The sequence below is a fragment of the Streptomyces sp. cg35 genome (genome assembly GCF_050410835.1).
Taxonomy (GTDB): Bacteria; Actinomycetota; Actinomycetes; order Streptomycetales; family Streptomycetaceae; genus Streptomyces.
In genome coordinates this window covers 3,439,439-3,456,957 of record NZ_CP191268.1, presented here as the reverse complement: position 1 = coordinate 3,456,957, position 17,519 = coordinate 3,439,439, and the positions used below count along the sequence as shown (strand labels likewise).

At 71.4% G+C, this 17,519-nt stretch carries 15 protein-coding genes and 1 pseudogene; 12 read left to right on the top strand and 4 right to left on the bottom strand.

Features of this window, described 5'->3' with window-relative positions:
• Positions 1–77 precede the first annotated feature (77 nt).
• The 10 genes and pseudogenes from ACQUQD_RS15745 to ACQUQD_RS15700 all read left to right on the top strand — a co-directional run bounded on the left by ACQUQD_RS15745 (position 78) and on the right by ACQUQD_RS15700 (position 11,820).
• Complete coding sequence (locus ACQUQD_RS15745) at positions 78–1,241, top strand: Cmx/CmrA family chloramphenicol efflux MFS transporter (protein ID WP_428952707.1); 1,164 nt, start codon at positions 78–80, stop codon at positions 1,239–1,241.
• Between the two features lie 195 nt (positions 1,242–1,436).
• A complete protein-coding gene (locus tag ACQUQD_RS15740; RefSeq protein ID WP_428952706.1) occupies positions 1,437–2,696 on the top strand; it encodes a M20 family metallopeptidase in 1,260 nt (419 codons plus the stop codon).
• A gap of 192 nt (positions 2,697–2,888) precedes the next feature.
• Positions 2,889–3,941 (top strand): BMP family lipoprotein, encoded by a 1,053-nt coding sequence (locus ACQUQD_RS15735; protein WP_428952705.1) that lies wholly within the window; start codon positions 2,889–2,891, stop codon positions 3,939–3,941.
• 264 nt (positions 3,942–4,205) lie between these two features.
• Positions 4,206–5,249, top strand: coding sequence for a BMP family lipoprotein (locus ACQUQD_RS15730; protein ID WP_428952704.1), 1,044 nt, complete (start codon positions 4,206–4,208; stop codon positions 5,247–5,249).
• 228 nt (positions 5,250–5,477) lie between these two features.
• Entirely contained in the window at positions 5,478–7,034 is a 1,557-nt protein-coding gene (locus ACQUQD_RS15725; protein WP_428957569.1) for an ABC transporter ATP-binding protein, read from the top strand.
• Positions 7,035–7,036: 2 nt separating this feature from the next.
• Positions 7,037–8,176 (top strand): ABC transporter permease, encoded by a 1,140-nt coding sequence (locus ACQUQD_RS15720; RefSeq protein ID WP_428952703.1) that lies wholly within the window; start codon positions 7,037–7,039, stop codon positions 8,174–8,176.
• On the top strand, positions 8,176–9,435 hold the full coding sequence (locus ACQUQD_RS15715; RefSeq protein ID WP_428952702.1) for an ABC transporter permease: 1,260 nt from the start codon (positions 8,176–8,178) through the stop codon (positions 9,433–9,435). The genes ACQUQD_RS15720 and ACQUQD_RS15715 overlap by 1 nt, the downstream gene beginning before the upstream one ends.
• The gene (locus ACQUQD_RS15710) at positions 9,432–9,821 is read left to right on the top strand and encodes a cytidine deaminase (RefSeq protein ID WP_428952701.1); all 390 of its coding nucleotides are present in this window, start codon (positions 9,432–9,434) and stop codon (positions 9,819–9,821) included. Before ACQUQD_RS15715 ends, ACQUQD_RS15710 begins: the two co-directional genes overlap by 4 nt.
• Positions 9,822–9,983: 162 nt before the next feature.
• Entirely contained in the window at positions 9,984–11,261 is a 1,278-nt protein-coding gene (locus ACQUQD_RS15705) for a thymidine phosphorylase (protein ID WP_428952700.1), read from the top strand.
• Positions 11,262–11,356: 95 nt separating this feature from the next.
• Positions 11,357–11,820, top strand: a pseudogene (locus ACQUQD_RS15700) (Uma2 family endonuclease).
• 2 nt (positions 11,821–11,822) lie between these two features.
• On the opposite strand, the gene ACQUQD_RS15695 reads toward ACQUQD_RS15700, so the two are convergent.
• A complete protein-coding gene (locus ACQUQD_RS15695) occupies positions 11,823–12,749 on the bottom strand; it encodes an AEC family transporter (RefSeq protein ID WP_428952699.1) in 927 nt (308 codons plus the stop codon).
• A 154-nt stretch (positions 12,750–12,903) separates the two neighbouring features.
• On the opposite strand from ACQUQD_RS15695, the gene ACQUQD_RS15690 reads away from it, so the two are divergent.
• Positions 12,904–13,266, top strand: a complete 363-nt coding sequence (locus ACQUQD_RS15690; RefSeq protein WP_428957568.1) for an STAS domain-containing protein — start codon at positions 12,904–12,906, stop codon at positions 13,264–13,266.
• Here the strand turns inward: ACQUQD_RS15690 and ACQUQD_RS15685 are convergent.
• On the bottom strand, positions 13,177–14,154 hold the full coding sequence (locus ACQUQD_RS15685) for a sigma-70 family RNA polymerase sigma factor (RefSeq protein WP_428952698.1): 978 nt from the start codon (positions 14,152–14,154) through the stop codon (positions 13,177–13,179). The genes ACQUQD_RS15690 and ACQUQD_RS15685 overlap by 90 nt on opposite strands.
• A gap of 184 nt (positions 14,155–14,338) precedes the next feature.
• A complete protein-coding gene (locus tag ACQUQD_RS15680) occupies positions 14,339–15,634 on the bottom strand; it encodes an MFS transporter (RefSeq protein WP_428952697.1) in 1,296 nt (431 codons plus the stop codon).
• Positions 15,635–15,696: 62 nt separating this feature from the next.
• Between ACQUQD_RS15680 and ACQUQD_RS15675 the strand changes: the two genes are divergently transcribed.
• Positions 15,697–16,677, top strand: coding sequence for a LysR family transcriptional regulator (locus ACQUQD_RS15675; RefSeq protein ID WP_428952696.1), 981 nt, complete (start codon positions 15,697–15,699; stop codon positions 16,675–16,677).
• 9 nt (positions 16,678–16,686) lie between these two features.
• Here ACQUQD_RS15675 and ACQUQD_RS15670 read toward each other — a convergent pair whose 3' ends face one another.
• Positions 16,687–17,442 (bottom strand): alpha/beta hydrolase family protein, encoded by a 756-nt coding sequence (locus ACQUQD_RS15670; RefSeq protein WP_428952695.1) that lies wholly within the window; start codon positions 17,440–17,442, stop codon positions 16,687–16,689.
• Positions 17,443–17,519: the final 77 nt, after the last annotated feature.

The following is a 17,519-nucleotide window of genomic DNA, read 5'->3' as shown; positions in this document are numbered from 1 at the left end:
GTCTCCGCTGACGCCTGCCATCGCCCGGACTGCCGTACCGCGACCTCTCTCCTTCTCGCACGGTCACGGAGTTCGCTGTGCCCTTCCCGCTGTACCTGCTCGCCCTTGCCGTCTTCGCGCAAGGAACCTCCGAGTTCATGCTGTCCGGCCTCGTCCCGGACCTCGCCCATGACCTGGGCGTCTCCGTCCCCGCCGCCGGATCCCTCACCTCCGCCTTCGCCGTCGGCATGATCGTCGGCGCGCCCCTCGCCGCGGTGCTCGCCGCGCGGTGGTCGCGGCGCGCGGCCCTCTCCTGCTTCCTCGCGGTGTTCCTGCTGGCCCATGTGGCGGGAGCCCTGACCGGCAGCTACGGCGTCCTGCTCGGCACCCGCTGCGCGGCCGCGCTCGCCAACGCCGGGTTCCTCGCGGTGGCCCTCACCACCGCCGCGTCCCTGGTCGCCCCCGACGCCAAGGGGCGGGCCACCTCGGTCCTGCTCGGCGGCACCACCCTGGCCTGCGTCGCCGGTGTGCCCGGCGGGGCCTGGCTCGGCCAACTCCTCGGGTGGCGGGCCGCTTTCTGGGCGGTCGCGGCGCTCTGCCTGCCCGCGCTGGCGGCGGTGGCGCGCTGGGTGCCCGCACAGGCGCCGACCGGCGCGCGACCGGACGTACGCGCGGAGCTCCGGGCCCTGCGCGGCCCCCGGCTGCGCACCGTCCTGTTCCTCGGCGCCCTGGTGAACGCGGCGACCTTCTGCACGTTCACCTACCTCGCGCCCCTCGCCACCGAGGTGACCGGCATCGGCGCGGACCGGGTGCCCGCGCTCCTCGCCCTGTTCGGGCTCGGGGCGTTCGCCGGTGTGAGCGCGGCCGGGCGGCTCGCGGACACCCGGCCGGTGCCCCTGCTCGCCGGCGGCGGGGCGGCCCTGCTGCTGGGCTGGGTCCTGCTGGCGCTGACGGCGGGCAGCCCGGGGGCCGCCCTCGCCCTCGCCTTCGTCCAGGGCGCCCTGGCCTTCGCCGTCGGCTCGACCCTGATCGCACGGGCCCTGTACGCGGCGAGCGGCGCGCCCGCCCTCGCGGGCGGACTCGCCACGGCCGCCCTCAACGTCGGCGCCGCCCTCGGCCCCTGGGCCGGCGGCCGGGCGATCGGGGCGGGACTCGGGTACCGGGCCGTGCCCCTGGTGAGTGCGGGGCTCGTGGCGCTCGCCTGCGCGGTGGCGGCCGGCGTCGCGGTCCGCGCCCCGCGCCGCGGCCCCGTCTCCCGCTGACGCCCCACCGGCACCAGCCGTGACGCAGCGGCGGCCGGTGCCGGAACCCGCAGGTCGAAAGAGTTGTCTTACCCCCTCCGCGCGATCGACATGCGCACCAGCGCCAGATTTCTTACGTCAATCTGGCTGAACTTTTGTTGATCGAGGGTTAGTTGGCCCGTGCATCGCCCTACCCTTCAGAGGGTGAACCAGTTGATGTCCCGAGAGTCCGAGGCCGACCGGCCGGGGGAAGCCGTCCCCGGCGACGCGCTCCCCGGTGTCCTGCCCGAAGCGCTCCGTGCGGAACTCGTCGCCTTCCGACGCGACTTGCACATGCACCCCGAGCTGGGCAATCAGGAGTTCCGTACCACCGTCGCACTCAAGACCCGCCTGGAGAAGGCCGGGCTCGCGCCGCGCGTGCTCGGGATCGGTACCGGCCTCATCTGTGACATCGGTACCGAGACGGGCGAGTGGACCGGCGGGCCCGGCATGCTCGCGCTGCGCGCCGACATCGACGCGCTGCCCATCCCGGACACCAAGGCCGGCTGCGCGTACCGGTCCACCGTCCCGGACCGCGCGCACGCCTGCGGCCACGACGTGCACACCACGGTCGTGCTCGGCGCGGGCCTCGTCCTCGCCGAGCTGCACCGGCAGGGCCGGCTCCCGCGCCCCGTGCGGCTGATCTTCCAGCCCGCCGAGGAAGTGCTGCCCGGCGGCGCCCCCGACGCGATCGAGTGCGGCGTCCTCGACGGCGTACGCAAGATCGTCGGCGTGCACTGCGACCCGAAGGTGGACGCCGGGCGGATCGGACTGCGGCACGGCGCCATCACCTCCGCCTGCGACCGCCTGGAGGTCGCCCTCGACGGGCCCGGCGGCCACACCGCCCGCCCGCACCTGACCACCGACCTCGTCACGGCCGCCGCCAAGGTCGCCACCGAGGTCCCGGCGCTGGTCGCCCGCCGGATCGACGCCCGCTCCGGGCTCGCCGTCACCTGGGGCCGCATCGAGGCGGGCCACGCGTGCAACGTGATCCCGCAGCACGCCGAGCTCTCCGGCACCGTCCGCTGCCTGGACCTCGACGCGTGGCGGCAGGCGCCCGACCTGGTGCACGGCGCCATCCAGGAGATCGCCGAGCTGTACCGGGCCAAGCCCGTCGTGAACTACATCCGCGGCGTGCCGCCCGTCGTCAACGACCCCGCGGTCACCGACCTCCTCCGGGACGCGATGATCTCCCGGCTCGGCCCCGACGCCGTCGAGGACACCCAGCAGAGCCTGGGCGGCGAGGACTTCTCCTGGTACCTGGAGCACGTGCCCGGCGCGATGGCGCGCCTGGGCGTGAAGACCCCGGGGGACCGCACGTCGCGCGATCTGCACCAGGGCGACTTCGACGCGGACGAGTCGGCGATCCGGGTGGGCGTGGAGCTCTTCACGGCCACCGCGCTGCTGGACGCGGCCGAGGTCGTGCCGGGCGACTGACCGGTCGGTGCCGCGTCAGCCCCGGTGACCCGTTCGGTCCCCTTCGCCGGAGTGGTTCACCGGGGCGTAACCGACCAGCGGCACGAATCGGTAACGGCAGGCACCAAGGGCGTTCCTCGGCGTGTCTACGCGCGTTATCGTGCGCCGAACTGAGCGCCGTACAGGGCGTGTTGGACGAAGGGGAACTTCCTGATGCGTCGAATATCGCGGGTCACGCGTATCGCCGTCGCCGTCACCGGCCTGGCGCTCGCCGCCACCGCCTGCGGCGGCACCAGCAGTGAGAGCGACAAGGGGGGTTCGTCCGGCAAGGGCGACCTGGGTCTGGCCATCGCGTACGACGTCGGCGGCAAGGGTGACCAGTCGTTCAACGACTCCGCCTACGAGGGCCTGCAGAAGGCCCAGAAGGAGTTCGGCTACAAGACGGCCGACCAGGAGCCGAAGGACGGCGAGTCCGACGACGACAAGGCCCAGCGCCTGGTCCAGCTGGCGAAGGCCGGCTACAACCCGGTGATCGGCATCGGCTACGCCTACGGCCCGGCGATGGAGAAGGCGGCGAAGAAGTACCCGAAGACCACCTTCGGCATCGTCGACTCGGTCGTCGCGGGCAAGAACGTCACCTCCCTCGTCTTCGCCGAGAACGAGTCGTCGTACCTCGCCGGTGTCGCCGCCGCCAAGGCCACCAAGAGCAACCACGTCGGTTTCGTCGGCGGTGTCGACAACGAACTGATCAACAAGTTCCAGGCCGGCTTCGAGCAGGGCGTCAAGGACACCAAGAAGGGCGTCGAGGTCGAGGTCCAGTACCTCGACGAGGACCCGGCCAAGGGCTTCGCCAGCCCCGACCTCGGCGAGGCCGCCGCGGACAAGCAGCTGGAGGACGGCGCCGACGTGATCTACCACGCGGCCGGTCTCTCCGGGCAGGGCGTCATCAAGGCGGTCGCCGAGCAGAAGAAGTGGGTCATCGGCGTCGACTCCGACCAGTACAAGCAGGCGTCGCTGGCCAAGTACAAGAAGTACATCCTCACCTCCGCGCTCAAGGAGGTCGGCGGCGCCGTCTACGCGCTGGCCAAGTCGGTCAAGGACGACAAGCCGCTGACCGGCACGCAGACCTTCGACCTCAAGGTCGACGGCGTCGGCGCCGCCGAGTCCAACCCCGAGTTCACCAAGATCGACGGCCTGGCCGACGCGGTCGCCAAGGCCAAGCAGGGCATCGTCGACGGCTCGATCAAGGTGGCGACGAAGCCGTAGCGACCGACGGGCGTCGCACGGACGCGCAGTCGCCGCACCGTCGGGGACGTCATACGTACAACGCCAAGGGCGGGCACGGAACCTCTCCGGGCCCGCCCGTTGTTGCGTTCGGGAAGGGCGCCCGAGCGTGTGTCAAAGGTCCTGCATCGCCCCGATAACGAGATGGACAGAAGGGGTTTTATGTTTTGTCTACGCGCGTTACTCTGCGGCGAACTCAGCGTCGGACCCCTCCGTTTCGGCGCTTGTACGAAGGAGCACTTCCCCATGCGCCGGGTTTCCCGCATAGCGGTCGCAGGCACCGCCACCGCCTCTCTCGCCCTCGCACTCGCCGCCTGTGGCGGGACCTCGTCGGACAAGCAGTCCGACGGCGGCAAGGACAAGGGCCTCGCCATCGCCTACGACGTCGGCGGCAAGGGCGACCAGTCCTTCAACGACGCCGCCTACGAGGGCCTGCAGAAGGCCAAGTCCGAGTTCGGCTACGAGGTCGCGGACCAGGAGCCGAAGGACGGCGAGTCCGACGACGACAAGACCCAGCGCCTGGTGCAGCTGGCGAAGGCCGGCTACAACCCGGTCGTCGGCATCGGCTACGCCTACGCGCCCGCCGTGAAGGAAGCCGCGGCCAAGTACCCGGACACCACCTTCGGCATCGTCGACGACGCGACGGTCGACGCCAAGAACGTCGCGGACCTGGTCTTCCAGGAGAACGAGGTCTCCTACCTCGCCGGCGTCACCGCCGCCCTGAAGACCAAGACCGACCACGTCGGCTTCGTCGGCGGTGTGGACAACGCGCTGATCAACAAGTTCCGCGCCGGCTTCGAGCAGGGCGTCAAGGACACCAAGAAGAACGTCAAGGTCGACGTCCAGTTCCTCGACGAGGACCCGGCCAAGGGCTTCGCCTCGCCGGACCTGGGCAAGGCCGCCGCCGAGAAGCAGCTGGAGGACGGCGCCGACGTCGTCTACCACGCCGCCGGCCTTTCCGGCCAGGGCGTCATCGAGGCCGCTGCCACCGCGAAGAAGTACGCGATCGGTGTCGACTCCGACCAGTACAGCCAGAAGCCGCTGGCGAAGTACAAGCAGGCGATCATCACCTCCGCCACCAAGGGCGTCGCCGAGTCGATCTTCAAGCTGGCCAAGTCGGTCAAGGACGGCAAGCCGGAGACCGGTGTCATCACCGGCAACCTGAAGTCCGGCGAGGTCTCGCTCGCCGACTCCAACCCGGAGTTCAAGAACGACAGCAAGCTCCAGGCCGCGCTGAAGAAGGCCGAGGCGGGGATCGTGGACGGCACCATCAAGGTCGCCGCCAAGTAGGACCGCGAGCCGTGACGCCGTAGAGGCGACGGAGACGCCCGGACCGCGCGTGCGACGCGGTCCGGGCCGACCGGTCGGGAACCGGGTGCGGGGACGTTTTTCCCACCGAGGGACGCTTCTTCCCCGTAACACGTCCGTGGGATCCTGCTGGGACTCGAACTCACTTCTCGCACATCGCTGTTGGGGCGCTACGCGTGTAGGCGGCCCCCCTTCCCAGGAGAGTGCGCCATCGCCACGTCAAGCTCCCCGCCGACCGCCGTCGCCGTAGAACTCACAGGCATCACCAAGCGGTTCCCGGGCGTCGTCGCCAACCACGACATCTGCCTCACCGTCCGCAAGGGCACCGTGCACGCCCTGGTCGGCGAGAACGGGGCAGGCAAGTCCACGCTGATGAAGATCCTCTACGGCATGCAGAAGCCGGACGAGGGCACCATCACCATCCACGGGGAGCAGGTCTCCTACTCCTCGCCCGCCGACGCGATCGCCCGCGGCATCGGCATGGTCCACCAGCACTTCATGCTCGCGGACAACCTCACGGTCCTGGAGAACGTCGTCCTCGGCAGCGAGAAGCTGTACGGGATCGGCGGCAGGGCCCGCCGCAAGATCCTCGAGATATCCGAGCGGTACGGGCTCGGTGTCCGCCCGGACGTGCTGGTCGAGGACCTCGGTGTCGCCGACCGCCAGCGGGTGGAGATCCTCAAGGTCCTGTACCGCGGCGCCACCACCCTGATCCTGGACGAGCCGACCGCCGTGCTCGTCCCGCAGGAGGTCGACGCGCTCTTCGACAACCTGCGGGGACTCAAGGCCGAGGGCCTGGCCGTCATCTTCATCTCGCACAAGCTCGGCGAGGTCCTGTCCGTCGCCGACGAGATCACCGTCATCCGGCGCGGCACCACCGTCGGCACCGCCGTACCCGCGGAGACGACCTCGAAGCAGCTGGCCGAGCTGATGGTCGGCAGCGAACTGCCGACGCCCGAGACCGCCGAGTCCACGGTCACCGACCGTCCGGTGATCGAGGTCGAGGACCTGCGGCTCGCCGCCCCCGGGGGCGGCAAGCCGCTCCTCGACGGCATCACCTTCACCATCCACGCCGGTGAGGTCCTTGGCCTCGCGGGCGTCGAGGGCAACGGCCAGACCGAGCTGATCGAGGCCCTGATCGGCCTGGAGCACGCGGACAGCGGCGCGATCAGGATGCTCGGCGAGGACATCACCGGCCTCGCGACCCGCAGACGCCGCGAGGGCGGCGTCGGCTACATCCCCGAGGACCGCCACCGCCACGGCCTGCTCCTCGACGCCCCGCTGTGGGAGAACCGCATCCTCGGCCACGTCACCGAGAAGCCGAACAGCAGGGGCTTCTGGCTCGACCCGAAGGCCGCGCAGGCCGACACCGAGCGGATCGTCAAGGAGTACGACGTCCGCACCCCCGGCATCGACGTCACCGCCGCGTCCCTGTCCGGCGGCAACCAGCAGAAGCTGATCGTCGGCCGCGAGATGTCGCACAGCCCGAAGTTCCTGATCGCCGCCCACCCCACCCGCGGTGTGGACGTCGGCGCGCAGGCGCAGATCTGGGACCAGATCCGCGAGGCCCGCCGCGAGGGCCTGGCCGTGCTGCTCATCTCGGCCGACCTCGACGAGCTGATCGGACTCTCCGACACCCTCCGGGTCATCTACGACGGCCGCCTGGTCGCCGACGCCGACCCGGCCGCCATCACCCCGGAAGAGCTGGGATCCGCCATGACCGGTGCCGCCTCGGGCCACCTGGAGCACACGGAAGACGGTGCCTGACCATGAACATCCTCAAGCGCTGGGATTCCGAGCGGGTCCTTCTCGCGGCGGCCGGACCGGTCATCGCCCTGGTCGTGGCCTTCGGACTGACCTCGATCGTGCTGCTCGCCTCCGGCGAGAACCCGGTCGAGCCGTTCTCCATCATGTTCGAGCAGGCGACGTTCTCCGACGTCCAGGTGCTGATCATCAATGACGCGGCCGGCCTCTACATCGGCGCGCTCGCGGTCGCCGTCGGCTTCCGCATGAACCTCTTCAACATCGGTGTCGAGGGCCAGTACCGGCTCGCCGCCTGTGTCGCCGCGATCGTCGGCGCGCACATCGCGTTCCCGGCCTTCCTCCAGATCCCGATCCTCATCCTCTCGGCCGCCCTGGCCGGTGCGATCTGGTCCGGCATCGCCGGTCTGCTCAAGGTGACCCGCGGCGTCAGCGAGGTCGTCTCCACGATCATGCTCAACTCGATCGCGGCGTCGGTCATCTCGTACCTGACCCTGGAGGACGCCTTCGGCGTCGCCGTCGGCAACAACCGCACCACCGGCGAGATGGACAAGGCCGGCTGGTTCCCCGGCATCGACATGGGCGACCAGGTGGGCACGATCTACGGCTTCGTGGTCGTCGCCGTCGTCCTCGGCGTCGTCTACTGGGTGATGCTCAACCGCACCCGCTTCGGCTTCGACCTGCGCGCCTCCGGCGCCTCCGAGACCGCGGCCGCCGCGTCCGGTGTCTCCGCCAAGAAGATGGTGCTCACCGCGATGCTCCTGTCCGGCGCCATCGCCGGCATGGCGGGTCTGCCGACCCTGCTCGGCTCCACGCACACCTTCTCCGACTCCTTCCCGGCCTCGCTCGGCTTCAACGCCATCACGGTGGCGCTGCTCGGCCGCAACAGCCCGGCGGGCATGGCGCTCGCCTCGCTCCTGCTGTCCTGGCTCTTCAACGCGGCCGACCCGCTCGACCTTCAGGGCTACAGCTCCGAGATCGCCACGATCATGCAGGGCCTGATCGTGATCGCCGTGGTCGTCTCCTACGAGTCCGTGCGCGTCTGGGGCACCCGCCGCCAGCAGCAGCGCGTCGGCGCCGAACTCGCCGCGGGCCACGTCCTCGGCACCACCGACCCCACCGAGAAGAAGCAGGAGGTGGCCGCCTGATGAGTACGGCTCCCGTTCTCGACAAGCCGGCCGCCGCCCCCGCGGCCCGGCGCAAGCTCAGCCTCCCCGTCCTGCTCCTGGCCGTCGCCGGACTGCTCTGTCTGGTCTCCGCGGTCCGCCTGATCACCGACGCGAACGGCCTGACCTCGGTCAGCCAGATGTCCACCGCCCTGCGGCTCGCCGTCCCGATCGGCCTGGCCGGTCTCGGCGGCCTGTGGGCCGAGCGGGCCGGCGTGGTCAACATCGGCCTCGAGGGCATGCTGATCCTCGGCACCTGGTTCGGTGCCTGGGCCGGCTACCAGTGGGGCCCCTGGGTCGGGGTGCTCGCGGCCCTGATCGGCGGCGCGATCGGCGGCCTGGTGCACGCCGTCTGCACCGTCACCTTCAACGTCAACCACATCGTCTCCGGCGTGGCCATCAACATCCTGGCCCTGGGCGCCACGCGCTACCTCTCCGTCCTGATGTACGACGGCATGGAGGGCGCCACCTCCCGCCAGTCCCCGGCGGTCCCGAACCTCGGCGAGTTCACCGTCCCCGGCCTCGCGGACGCGCTCTCCGACCTCAACAAGCAGGGCTACTTCCTGATCTCCGACATCGCCGGACTGCTCGGCGGCGTCATGACGGGCGTGTCCTGGCTGACCCTGATCGCGGTCGTGCTCGTGCCGTTCTCGTGGTGGGTGCTGTGGCGCACCAGCTTCGGTCTGCGGCTGCGCTCCTGCGGCGAGAACCCGGTCGCGGCCGAGTCCCTCGGCGTCAACGTCTACAAGTACAAGTACATCGCCGTGATCATCTCGGGCGGTCTGGCCGGCCTCGGCGGTGCCTTCCTCTCGATGGTCTCCTCCAACTACTACCTGGAGGGCCAGACCGGCGGCCGCGGCTACATCGGCCTCGCCGCGATGATCTTCGGCAACTGGATGCCGGGCGGACTCGCCCTGGGCGCCGGCCTGTTCGGGTACAGCGACACCCTCAAGGTCCGCGGCGGCACCGAGAACACCCACGCGCTGCTCCTGCTGGTCGCGATCCTCGCGCTGCTCGCCGTGGCCTGGCTGATCTGGAAGAAGAAGTACGTCGGCGGCGTCGTCACGCTCGCCGTCTCCGTCCTCCTCTTCTTCTGGTACGCCTCCACCGACTCGGTCCCGAGCCAGGTCGCCACGGCCATGCCGTACGTGCTGACGATGATCGTCCTCGCCCTCTCGGCCCAGCGCCTGCGCATGCCGAAGGCGGACGGGCAGCCGTACCGGAAGGGGCAGGGCACGTGACCGACGCCGACTGGGAGGGGCTGCGCGCGGCCGCGCGCGAGGCCATGTCCCGTGCGTACGCCCCCTATTCGGGCTTCCCGGTCGGGGCCGCGGCCCTCGTCGACGACGGCCGTACCGTCACCGGCTGCAATGTCGAGAACGCCTCGTACGGACTCGGCCTGTGCGCCGAGTGCGGCCTGGTCTCGCAGCTGCAGGCCGGCGGGGGCGGCCGCCTGACCCACTTCACGTGCGTGGACGGCAAGGGCGAGATCCTGATGCCGTGCGGGCGGTGCCGTCAGCTCCTGTACGAGTTCGGGGGCCGGGAACTGCTCCTGGAGACGCCGTCGGGGGTGCGGACGCTGGGGGAGATGCTGCCCGACGCGTTCGGGCCGGAGCATGTGAACTGACCTGTTCCGCAGATGACTCGAGGGCCGTTCCTCCCCGGGGAGGAACGGCCCTCGGCCGTGTCGGACCGGTGGCCGCCGCCGGATCACCCGGACGCCTTCACGTCCGGCATCTATGCGCGTAGAGTCAACGGGCGCACGCAAGCCGGAGCTGGAAGGAATGCCATGGACGTCATCTCCGTCATCCGTACGAAGCGGGACCGGGGCCGTCTCACCGACGCGCAGATCGACTGGGTCGTCGACGCGTACACCCGCGGCGAGGTCGCCGACGAGCAGATGTCGGCGCTGGCCATGGCGATCTTCCTGAACGGGATGGACCGCGCGGAGATCGCCCGGTGGACGGCCGCGATGATCAACTCCGGTGAGCGGATGGACTTCTCGGTGCTGGCCCGGCCCGCCGCCGACAAGCACTCCACGGGCGGCGTCGGCGACAAGATCACGCTGCCGCTCGCCCCGCTCGTCGCGGCCTGCGGCGCCGCGGTGCCACAGCTGTCGGGCCGGGGCCTCGGCCACACCGGCGGCACGCTCGACAAGCTGGAGTCGATCCCGGGCTGGCGCGCGAGCATCTCCAACGACGAGATGATGCGCACGCTGGAGGACGTCGGCGCGGTCATCTGCGCGCCCGGCAGCGGTCTCGCCCCCGCCGACAAGAAGCTCTACGCGCTGCGCGACGTCACGGCCACCGTCGACTGCATCCCGCTGATCGCCTCCTCGATCATGTCGAAGAAGATCGCGGAGGGGACGGGTTCCCTGGTCCTGGACGTGAAGGTGGGCACCGGTGCCTTCATGCGGGAGCTGGACCAGGCGCGTGAACTCGCCCGCACGATGGTGGGGTTGGGCGCGGACCACGGACTGCCGACCGTCGCGCTGGTGACGGACATGAACACCCCGCTGGGCCTGACGGCGGGCAATGCGCTCGAGGTCCGGGAATCCGTCGAGGTGCTGGCGGGCGGCGGCCCCGCCGACGTCGTCGAGCTGACCCTCGCCCTGGCCCGCGAGATGCTCGACGCGGCGGGCCTGCACCACGCCGACCCCGCGAAGGCCCTCGCCGACGGCTCGGCGATGGACGCGTGGCGCCGGATGATCGCGGCGCAGGGCGGCGATCCGGACGCGGCGCTGCCCACGGCCCGCGAGACGCACGCCGTCACGGCGCCGGAGTCCGGGGTGCTGACCCGCCTCGACGCGATGGGCGTCGGCCTCGCCGCCTGGCGCCTGGGCGCGGGCCGCTCCCGCAAGGAGGACCCGGTGCAGGCCGCCGCCGGCGTCGAACTGCACGCCAAGCCCGGCGACTCGGTCTTCGCGGGCCAGACCCTGATGACGTTGCACACGGACACGCCCGAGCGGTTCGACTACGCGCTGGAGGCGCTGACCGGCGCCTACGACATCGCGCCTGCCGGCACGGACTTCACGGCGGGCCCGATCGTGCTGGAACGTATCGCCTGACCTGGCATTTCCTCGTTCGGGTGAAGGGGATCGGTGGACTGCCACCGGTCCCGTTCGGCATGCTGGACCCGGTGACGAGCGAGAGGATCACCGCCATGAGCGCACTCGCCGTCGGGCCCGGGCCGTCCGCCGGCTCGGACTGGGACGCGACCGTCCGCCTCTGGGAGGAAACGGACGCCCCCGAGGGCTGCAAGGTGGAGATCATCGCGGGGATCGTCACCTTGGCACCGCCGCCTTCCGAAGAGCACAACGACGCCGCTGAACTGGTCACCGAGATTCTCTGGCCAGCAGGTCCCAAGGACTGTGGGACCTACCAGACGCTGGGTCTGGTCGCGGCCGACGCCGGGTGAAGAAGGCGCACGGCTACGCGAAGGCGGGCGTGCCCCTCTCCCTGCTGCTGGAGCCCTGGCACTCAGGGCGCCCGACGGCGACCCTCTACGGGGAGCCCGCCAACGGCACCAACCGAGTGCTCGCTTCCGTGGAGTACGGCGAGGAGCTGACGCTGCCCGCGCCCTTCGACGTCACCCTCGACACGAACGTGCTCCCCCTCCGGGACTGACGTCACCCGAGCAACGCCGCCACGACCACCAGCACCGGCACCGAAGCCATCGTCGACAGCAGGATCGACTCCCGGGCCAGGCGCTCGCCCACCCGGTACCGGCTCGCGTACGTGAACAGGTTCTGGGCCGCGGGGAGGGCCGAGGTCACCACGACGTCCAGCAGCCGGGCCCCGGTCAGGCCGAAGACGTACGACGCCAGCGCCCAGGCCGCCACCGGCTGGCCCACCGCCTTCAGGGCCGTCGACAGCAGCACCGGCACCCGGTCGGCACCGCGTCCGCCGGGCCAGGAACTCCCGCACAGGGAGATGCCGAACGCGATCAGGATCGCCGGCACCGACATGTTCCCGATCAGTTCCAGGGGATCGAAGACGGGGGACGGGACGGTCCAGCCCGTCGCCGACACCAGCACCCCGGAGAGCGCGCCGATCGCGATCGGATTGCGGAACGGGGTCAGCAGCCGCTGCGGCCACGTCTGCCGGGTCCCGGACGCCTCCGCCAGATCGAGGATCGTCAGCGCGACCGGCGTCACGACGATCTGCTGGAACAGCAGCACCGGCGCCACCAGCGAGGCATCGCCGAGGACGTACACCGCGATCGGGATGCCGAGGTTCCCCGCGTTCACGTACGAGGAGCACAGCGCGCCGATCGTGGTGCGGCCGACTCCCCAGCGGCGTACGACGGCCACCGTCACGAAGACGCCCGCCATGGCCACCGTGGACAGCGCGGTGACCAGCAGGCTCGGCGACAGGATCAGGGACAGGTCCGCCTTGGCGAGCATCGTGAACAGGAGCGCGGGGGTGGCCACATGGAAGGCCAGCTTGGTGAGCACCTCGCGGCCGCCGTCGCCGAGGTAGCCGCGGCGGCCGATGACGTAGCCGACCGCGATGACGATCGCGATGACCGCGAACCCGTTGAGTACCCCCTGCACGTACTCCAGCCTCGGCCGGGACCGAACCGCAGGTCAACCTTGATCGTTATCAACGTGATCGAGCACACGCCCCGCATCCGGACGGCACCGATGAGTTCCCGTCGGCCGCCCGGTCCCCCTCTACGTGGCTGCTTCCTCGTCTCCTCCTGTCGTGATGGTCGCCGGGCCGATCCGCCCCGGCGACGCACCCCAGTGGTGCGACCGCGTCCGCGCCGCCGCCGAGGCCCACGGGCCGCCCGGCGGAGCGACCGTGATCTGTGATGTCGCCGGGGTCACGACCACCGATCTCGCCACCGTCGACGCGCTCGCCCGGATGCAGCTCGCGGCCCGCCGGGCCGGGGGCCGGATCCGGCTGCGCGATCCGTCCCCGAAGCTCGCCCTGCTCATCCAGCTCGCCGGACTGGCCGGTGCGCTGGGCGCGGACGACTCAGGCGTCGAGGTGGTCCGGGACGCCGAACAGCGGGAACCACCGCTTCGTGTCCAGGAAGCAGTGGAAGCCCGCGATCCGCCCCTCTGAGATCTCCAGGACCTGGATCGCCCAGGGCGTGAACCCGCCGTTGTCCGGGTCCGGCTTGTAGTGGGCGAACGCCGGCGTCCCGTTCGACACCACCGGCAGGAGCCGGGAGTCCGCACATGACGCGCCCATCGTCGTCATGAATCCGGTGATGTCCGGCGTGCCCCGCAGCCACAGGTCGAACGGCGGCATCGTCATGACGGCGTCCTCGGCGAGCAGCTCGGTCAGCGCCTTCATGTCATAGCCCTCGAAGGCCGCGACATAGCGCTCCAGGAGCTTCTGCTGCTCCTCGTCGAGGGGGTCCGCCGTCGCCGAGTCGGCGGGCGGCGCGTCCGCGAGCGTCGCCCGGGCCCGCTGCAGCGCGCTGTTCACCGACGCCACCGACGTGCCGAGCAGCTCGGCGACCTCACTGGCCTTCCACGCGAGGACCTCACGGAGGATCAGCACCGCCCGCTGCTTGGCGGGCAGCTGCTGCAGGGCGGCGACGAAGGCCAGGCGCACCGACTCCCGCGCCACCGCCGCCTCCGCCGGGTCATGGAGCGTCGGCAGTACGCGGGCGTCCGGCATCGGCTCCAGCCACACATGGTCGGGGCGCGGGTTCAACGCGGCCTGGGCGAGCGGGGCCGCGGCCGTCAGGTCCATCGGACGGGCCCGCTTGTTCCCCGCGGTCAGCAGGTCCAGGCACACGTTCGTCGCGATGCGGTAGAGCCAGGAGCGCAGGCTGGAGCGGCCCTCGAACTTGTCGAAGCTGCGCCAGGCCCGCACCATCGTGTCCTGCACGGCGTCCTCGGCCTCGAACGCCGAGCCCAGCATCCGATAGCAGTACCCGGTCAGCTCGACCCGGTGTTTCTCCAGGTCTTCGAGTCCGGCCTTCGTCGCAGTGTCGCTCATGGTCCAACGCCCCCATCGCCGCTGTGAGTCCCAGCACTTCGCAAGCTACCGCAGCCCACTGACAACGGCCCCCGGACCAGGGAAAACCGCAGGTCCAGGGGCCGATGTGGAAACGAACGGGACGGGTGTGCCGATATCAGTGCTGTCGCTGTCGCTGTCGCTGTCAGCTGTCAGCTGTCAGCTGTCAGTGCGCGGCGACCGCCGTCGCGGCCGTCCGGTGCCGCTGCGCGCGGGCCGCGTAGGTGCCCCACACCGTCAGCGAGACCACGCCGAACACGGCGACGAGACCGAGGCCGACCGTGCCGCCCCAGCCCGCCGCGTGGAAGGCCACGGCGCCGACCGCCGAGCCGACGCTCGACCCGATGTAGTAGGCGGACTGGTACAGCGCGGACGCCTGCGCCCGGCCGTGCGTGGCGGTGTGGCTGACCGACGAGGAGGCCGTCGCGTGCCCCGCGAAGAAGCCCGCCGTGATCAGCACGAGGCCGAGCAGGACGACGAGGATGTTCGGGACGAGCGCGAGCAGCAGGCCCGCGGCCGTCGTGCCGGCGCCCAGGTAGAGCGTGCCCCGCCGGCCGAGCCGCGCGACCAGCTTGCCGGCCGCCGCCGACGAGACCGTACCGACGAGGTACACCAGGAAGATCGAGCCGACGATGCCCTGCGGCAGGGAGAACGGCGCCGCGGTGAGCCGGTAGCCGATCACCGTGTAGACCGCGCCGAACACCATCATGAACAGCGCGCCGATCAGGTACAGGCGGCGCAGCAGCGGATTGGCGAGGTGGCTGCCGACCGTGCGGGCCAGGGCCCGGGGCCGCAGCGAGCCCGGCGTGAAGTGGCGCGGCGCCGGCAGCAGCAGCCGGAAGGCGAGGGCGCAGACGACGGCGAGCACGCCGATCGTGCCGACGGCCGCCCGCCAGCCCCACTCCTGCGCGATCCAGCCGCCGATGACCCGGCCGCTCATGCCGCCGATCGAGTTGCCCGCGACGAACAGGCCGATCGCCGTGACCAGCGCCTTCGGCCGCACTTCCTCCGCCAGGTACGCCATCGCGGAGGCGGGCAGACCGGCGAGGGCCGCGCCCTGCAGGACGCGCAGCGCGATCAGGACACCGAGGTTCGGCGCGAAGGGGACGAGCAGACCGACCGTGACGGCCACGGTCAGCGAGGCGGTCATCACCGTGCGCCGCCCGAACCGCTCGGACAGGGCGCTCAGCGGCAGCACGCACAGCGCGAGCGCGCCGGTCGCCCCGGAGACCGTCCAGCTCGCCGCGCTCGCGCTCGCGCCGAAGCCGGCGGAGACGAGGGGGAGCAGGGCCTGCGTCGAGTAGAGGAGGGCGAAGGTGGCGACACCGGCGAGGAACAGGGCGAAGCTCATACGGCGGTAACCGGGCCCGCCCGGGCTCATGCGCGTATCGGCCACGTCGTCGACGGAACGGGGGACGGCGACCGCGTCGGTGGAGGCGGCCGCCCGGCTACTGGCAGGCATACGAAGAACGTAGGACTCCATGATTCATGCGTCCAATGCATGAACGCCCCATAATCGTTCCCATGGAGCATCAGCACAGGTCACGCTCGCCACTGGTGCGGAACAGTGACACACAAGACAGGCCGAGCGACGAGATCGTGCGGCTGCTCGCCCCGCGGCTCGCCTACTTCGCCGGGGTCGCCCGCACCGAGCACGTCACCCGCGCCGCCCAGGAGATGTCGGTGCCGCAGTCGACGCTGTCGCGCGCCATGGTCCGGCTCGAACACGACCTGGGCGTCGACCTGTTCGCCCGCCACGGCCGCACCGTCTCCCTCACCCCCGCGGGCCGCACCTTCCTCGCCTCGGTGGAGCGGGCGCTCGGCGAGGTGGAGAAGGCCGCCGAGTCCGTACGCGCCGACGCCGACCCGGAGTCCGGCAAGGTCGCCTTCGGCTTTCTGCACACCATGGGCACGGAGACCGTCCCCGGCCTGATCCGCGCCTTCCGCGCCGACCACCCCCGCATCCGCTTCAGCCTCGTCCAGAACTACGGCGAGGCGATGCTGGAGCGGCTGCGCGCCGGCGAGCTCGACCTGTGCCTCACCTCGCCCGTGCCGGACGCGCCCGACCTGGTGGCCCGGCGCCTCGACGAGCAGCGGCTCCGGCTGGTCGTCCCCGAGGACCACCGGCTGGCGTCCCGCAAGCGGATCCGGCTCGCCGAGGCGGCCGACGAGGTCTTCGTGACGCTCGAACCCGGCTACGGGCTGCGCCGCATCGCCGACGACCTGTGCGCGGAGGCGGGCTTCACGCCCCGGATCGCCTTCGAGGGCGAGGAGGCGGAGACGCTGCGCGGCCTCGTCGCGGCGGGCCTCGGCGTCGCCCTGCTGCCGCCACCGGCCGTGCCGCGCCCGGGAGTCGTGGAGCTGACGGTCACCGGACAGCGCGCCGTCCGCGAGATCGGCGTGGCCTGGCTGGACGGACACCCGGACACCCCTCCCGTGGCGGCGTTCAAGAAGTTCCTGCTGTCGCGGCGCGGGCGACTGCTGCCGGAGCACGCGGGGCTGTGACCCCCCGGCCTACCGGAGCGACTGTCCGAACCCCGACGCCAGCGGCATCCGCAGACCGATCGGCGGCGGCGCCGCGAGGGCGTCCTGCAGTGGGCGCGAGAACGGGCGGCCGAACAGCGTGCCCAGCATGAAGTCGACGGCCAGCGCGGTGACTTCGGCGCGGTGCTGCGACAGGCGGTGCCCGTCGGAGTGCACCTCGAAGCGGCACACGTCACGGTTCGCCTTCTTCGCGCGCCCGGCGAGCCGGAACGACAACTCCGGGTCGGTGCGCCGGTCGTCGGTGCCGTGCACGAGCAGCACCCGTCGCCCCGCGAGCTGTTTCACCGGTTCGGGGGGCGAGGCGACGTCGTCCTCGGGCAGCCAAGGGGCAAGGGCGAGAACGGAGTTGACGGCCGTGTGGCCGGCCGCGTGCAGTGCCGCGCGGCCGCCCATGTCGATCCCGGCGAGACAGATCGGCACGTCGCCGTAGCGGCGCACCACCTCGTCCGCGGCCCACTCGGCGTCCCGCGCCGCCTCGGCCTGGGCCCCGTTCCATCCGCGGTAGCGGTAGTGCACGACATGCGTGACCAGGCCCTCGTCCCGGCCCGCCCGCGCGAGGCCGCGGGCGAGCGGCCGCAGGGCCACGGCCGCGAGCGGCGAGGGTCTGCGCACGGACGTCTCCTCGCCCGCGGGCAGCAGCAGCACCACGCCACCGACCGCCCCGGGCACGGGCCCGACCGCCTTGCCGAGCCTGGCCTCACGGGCCGGCGTCGCTTCCTGCTGCATGACAGAACAGTGTCAGAAGCGCTGGTGTACGCCACCCGTCCGCAGGGTCACCGTTGCGTATCGACAGATCACTTCCG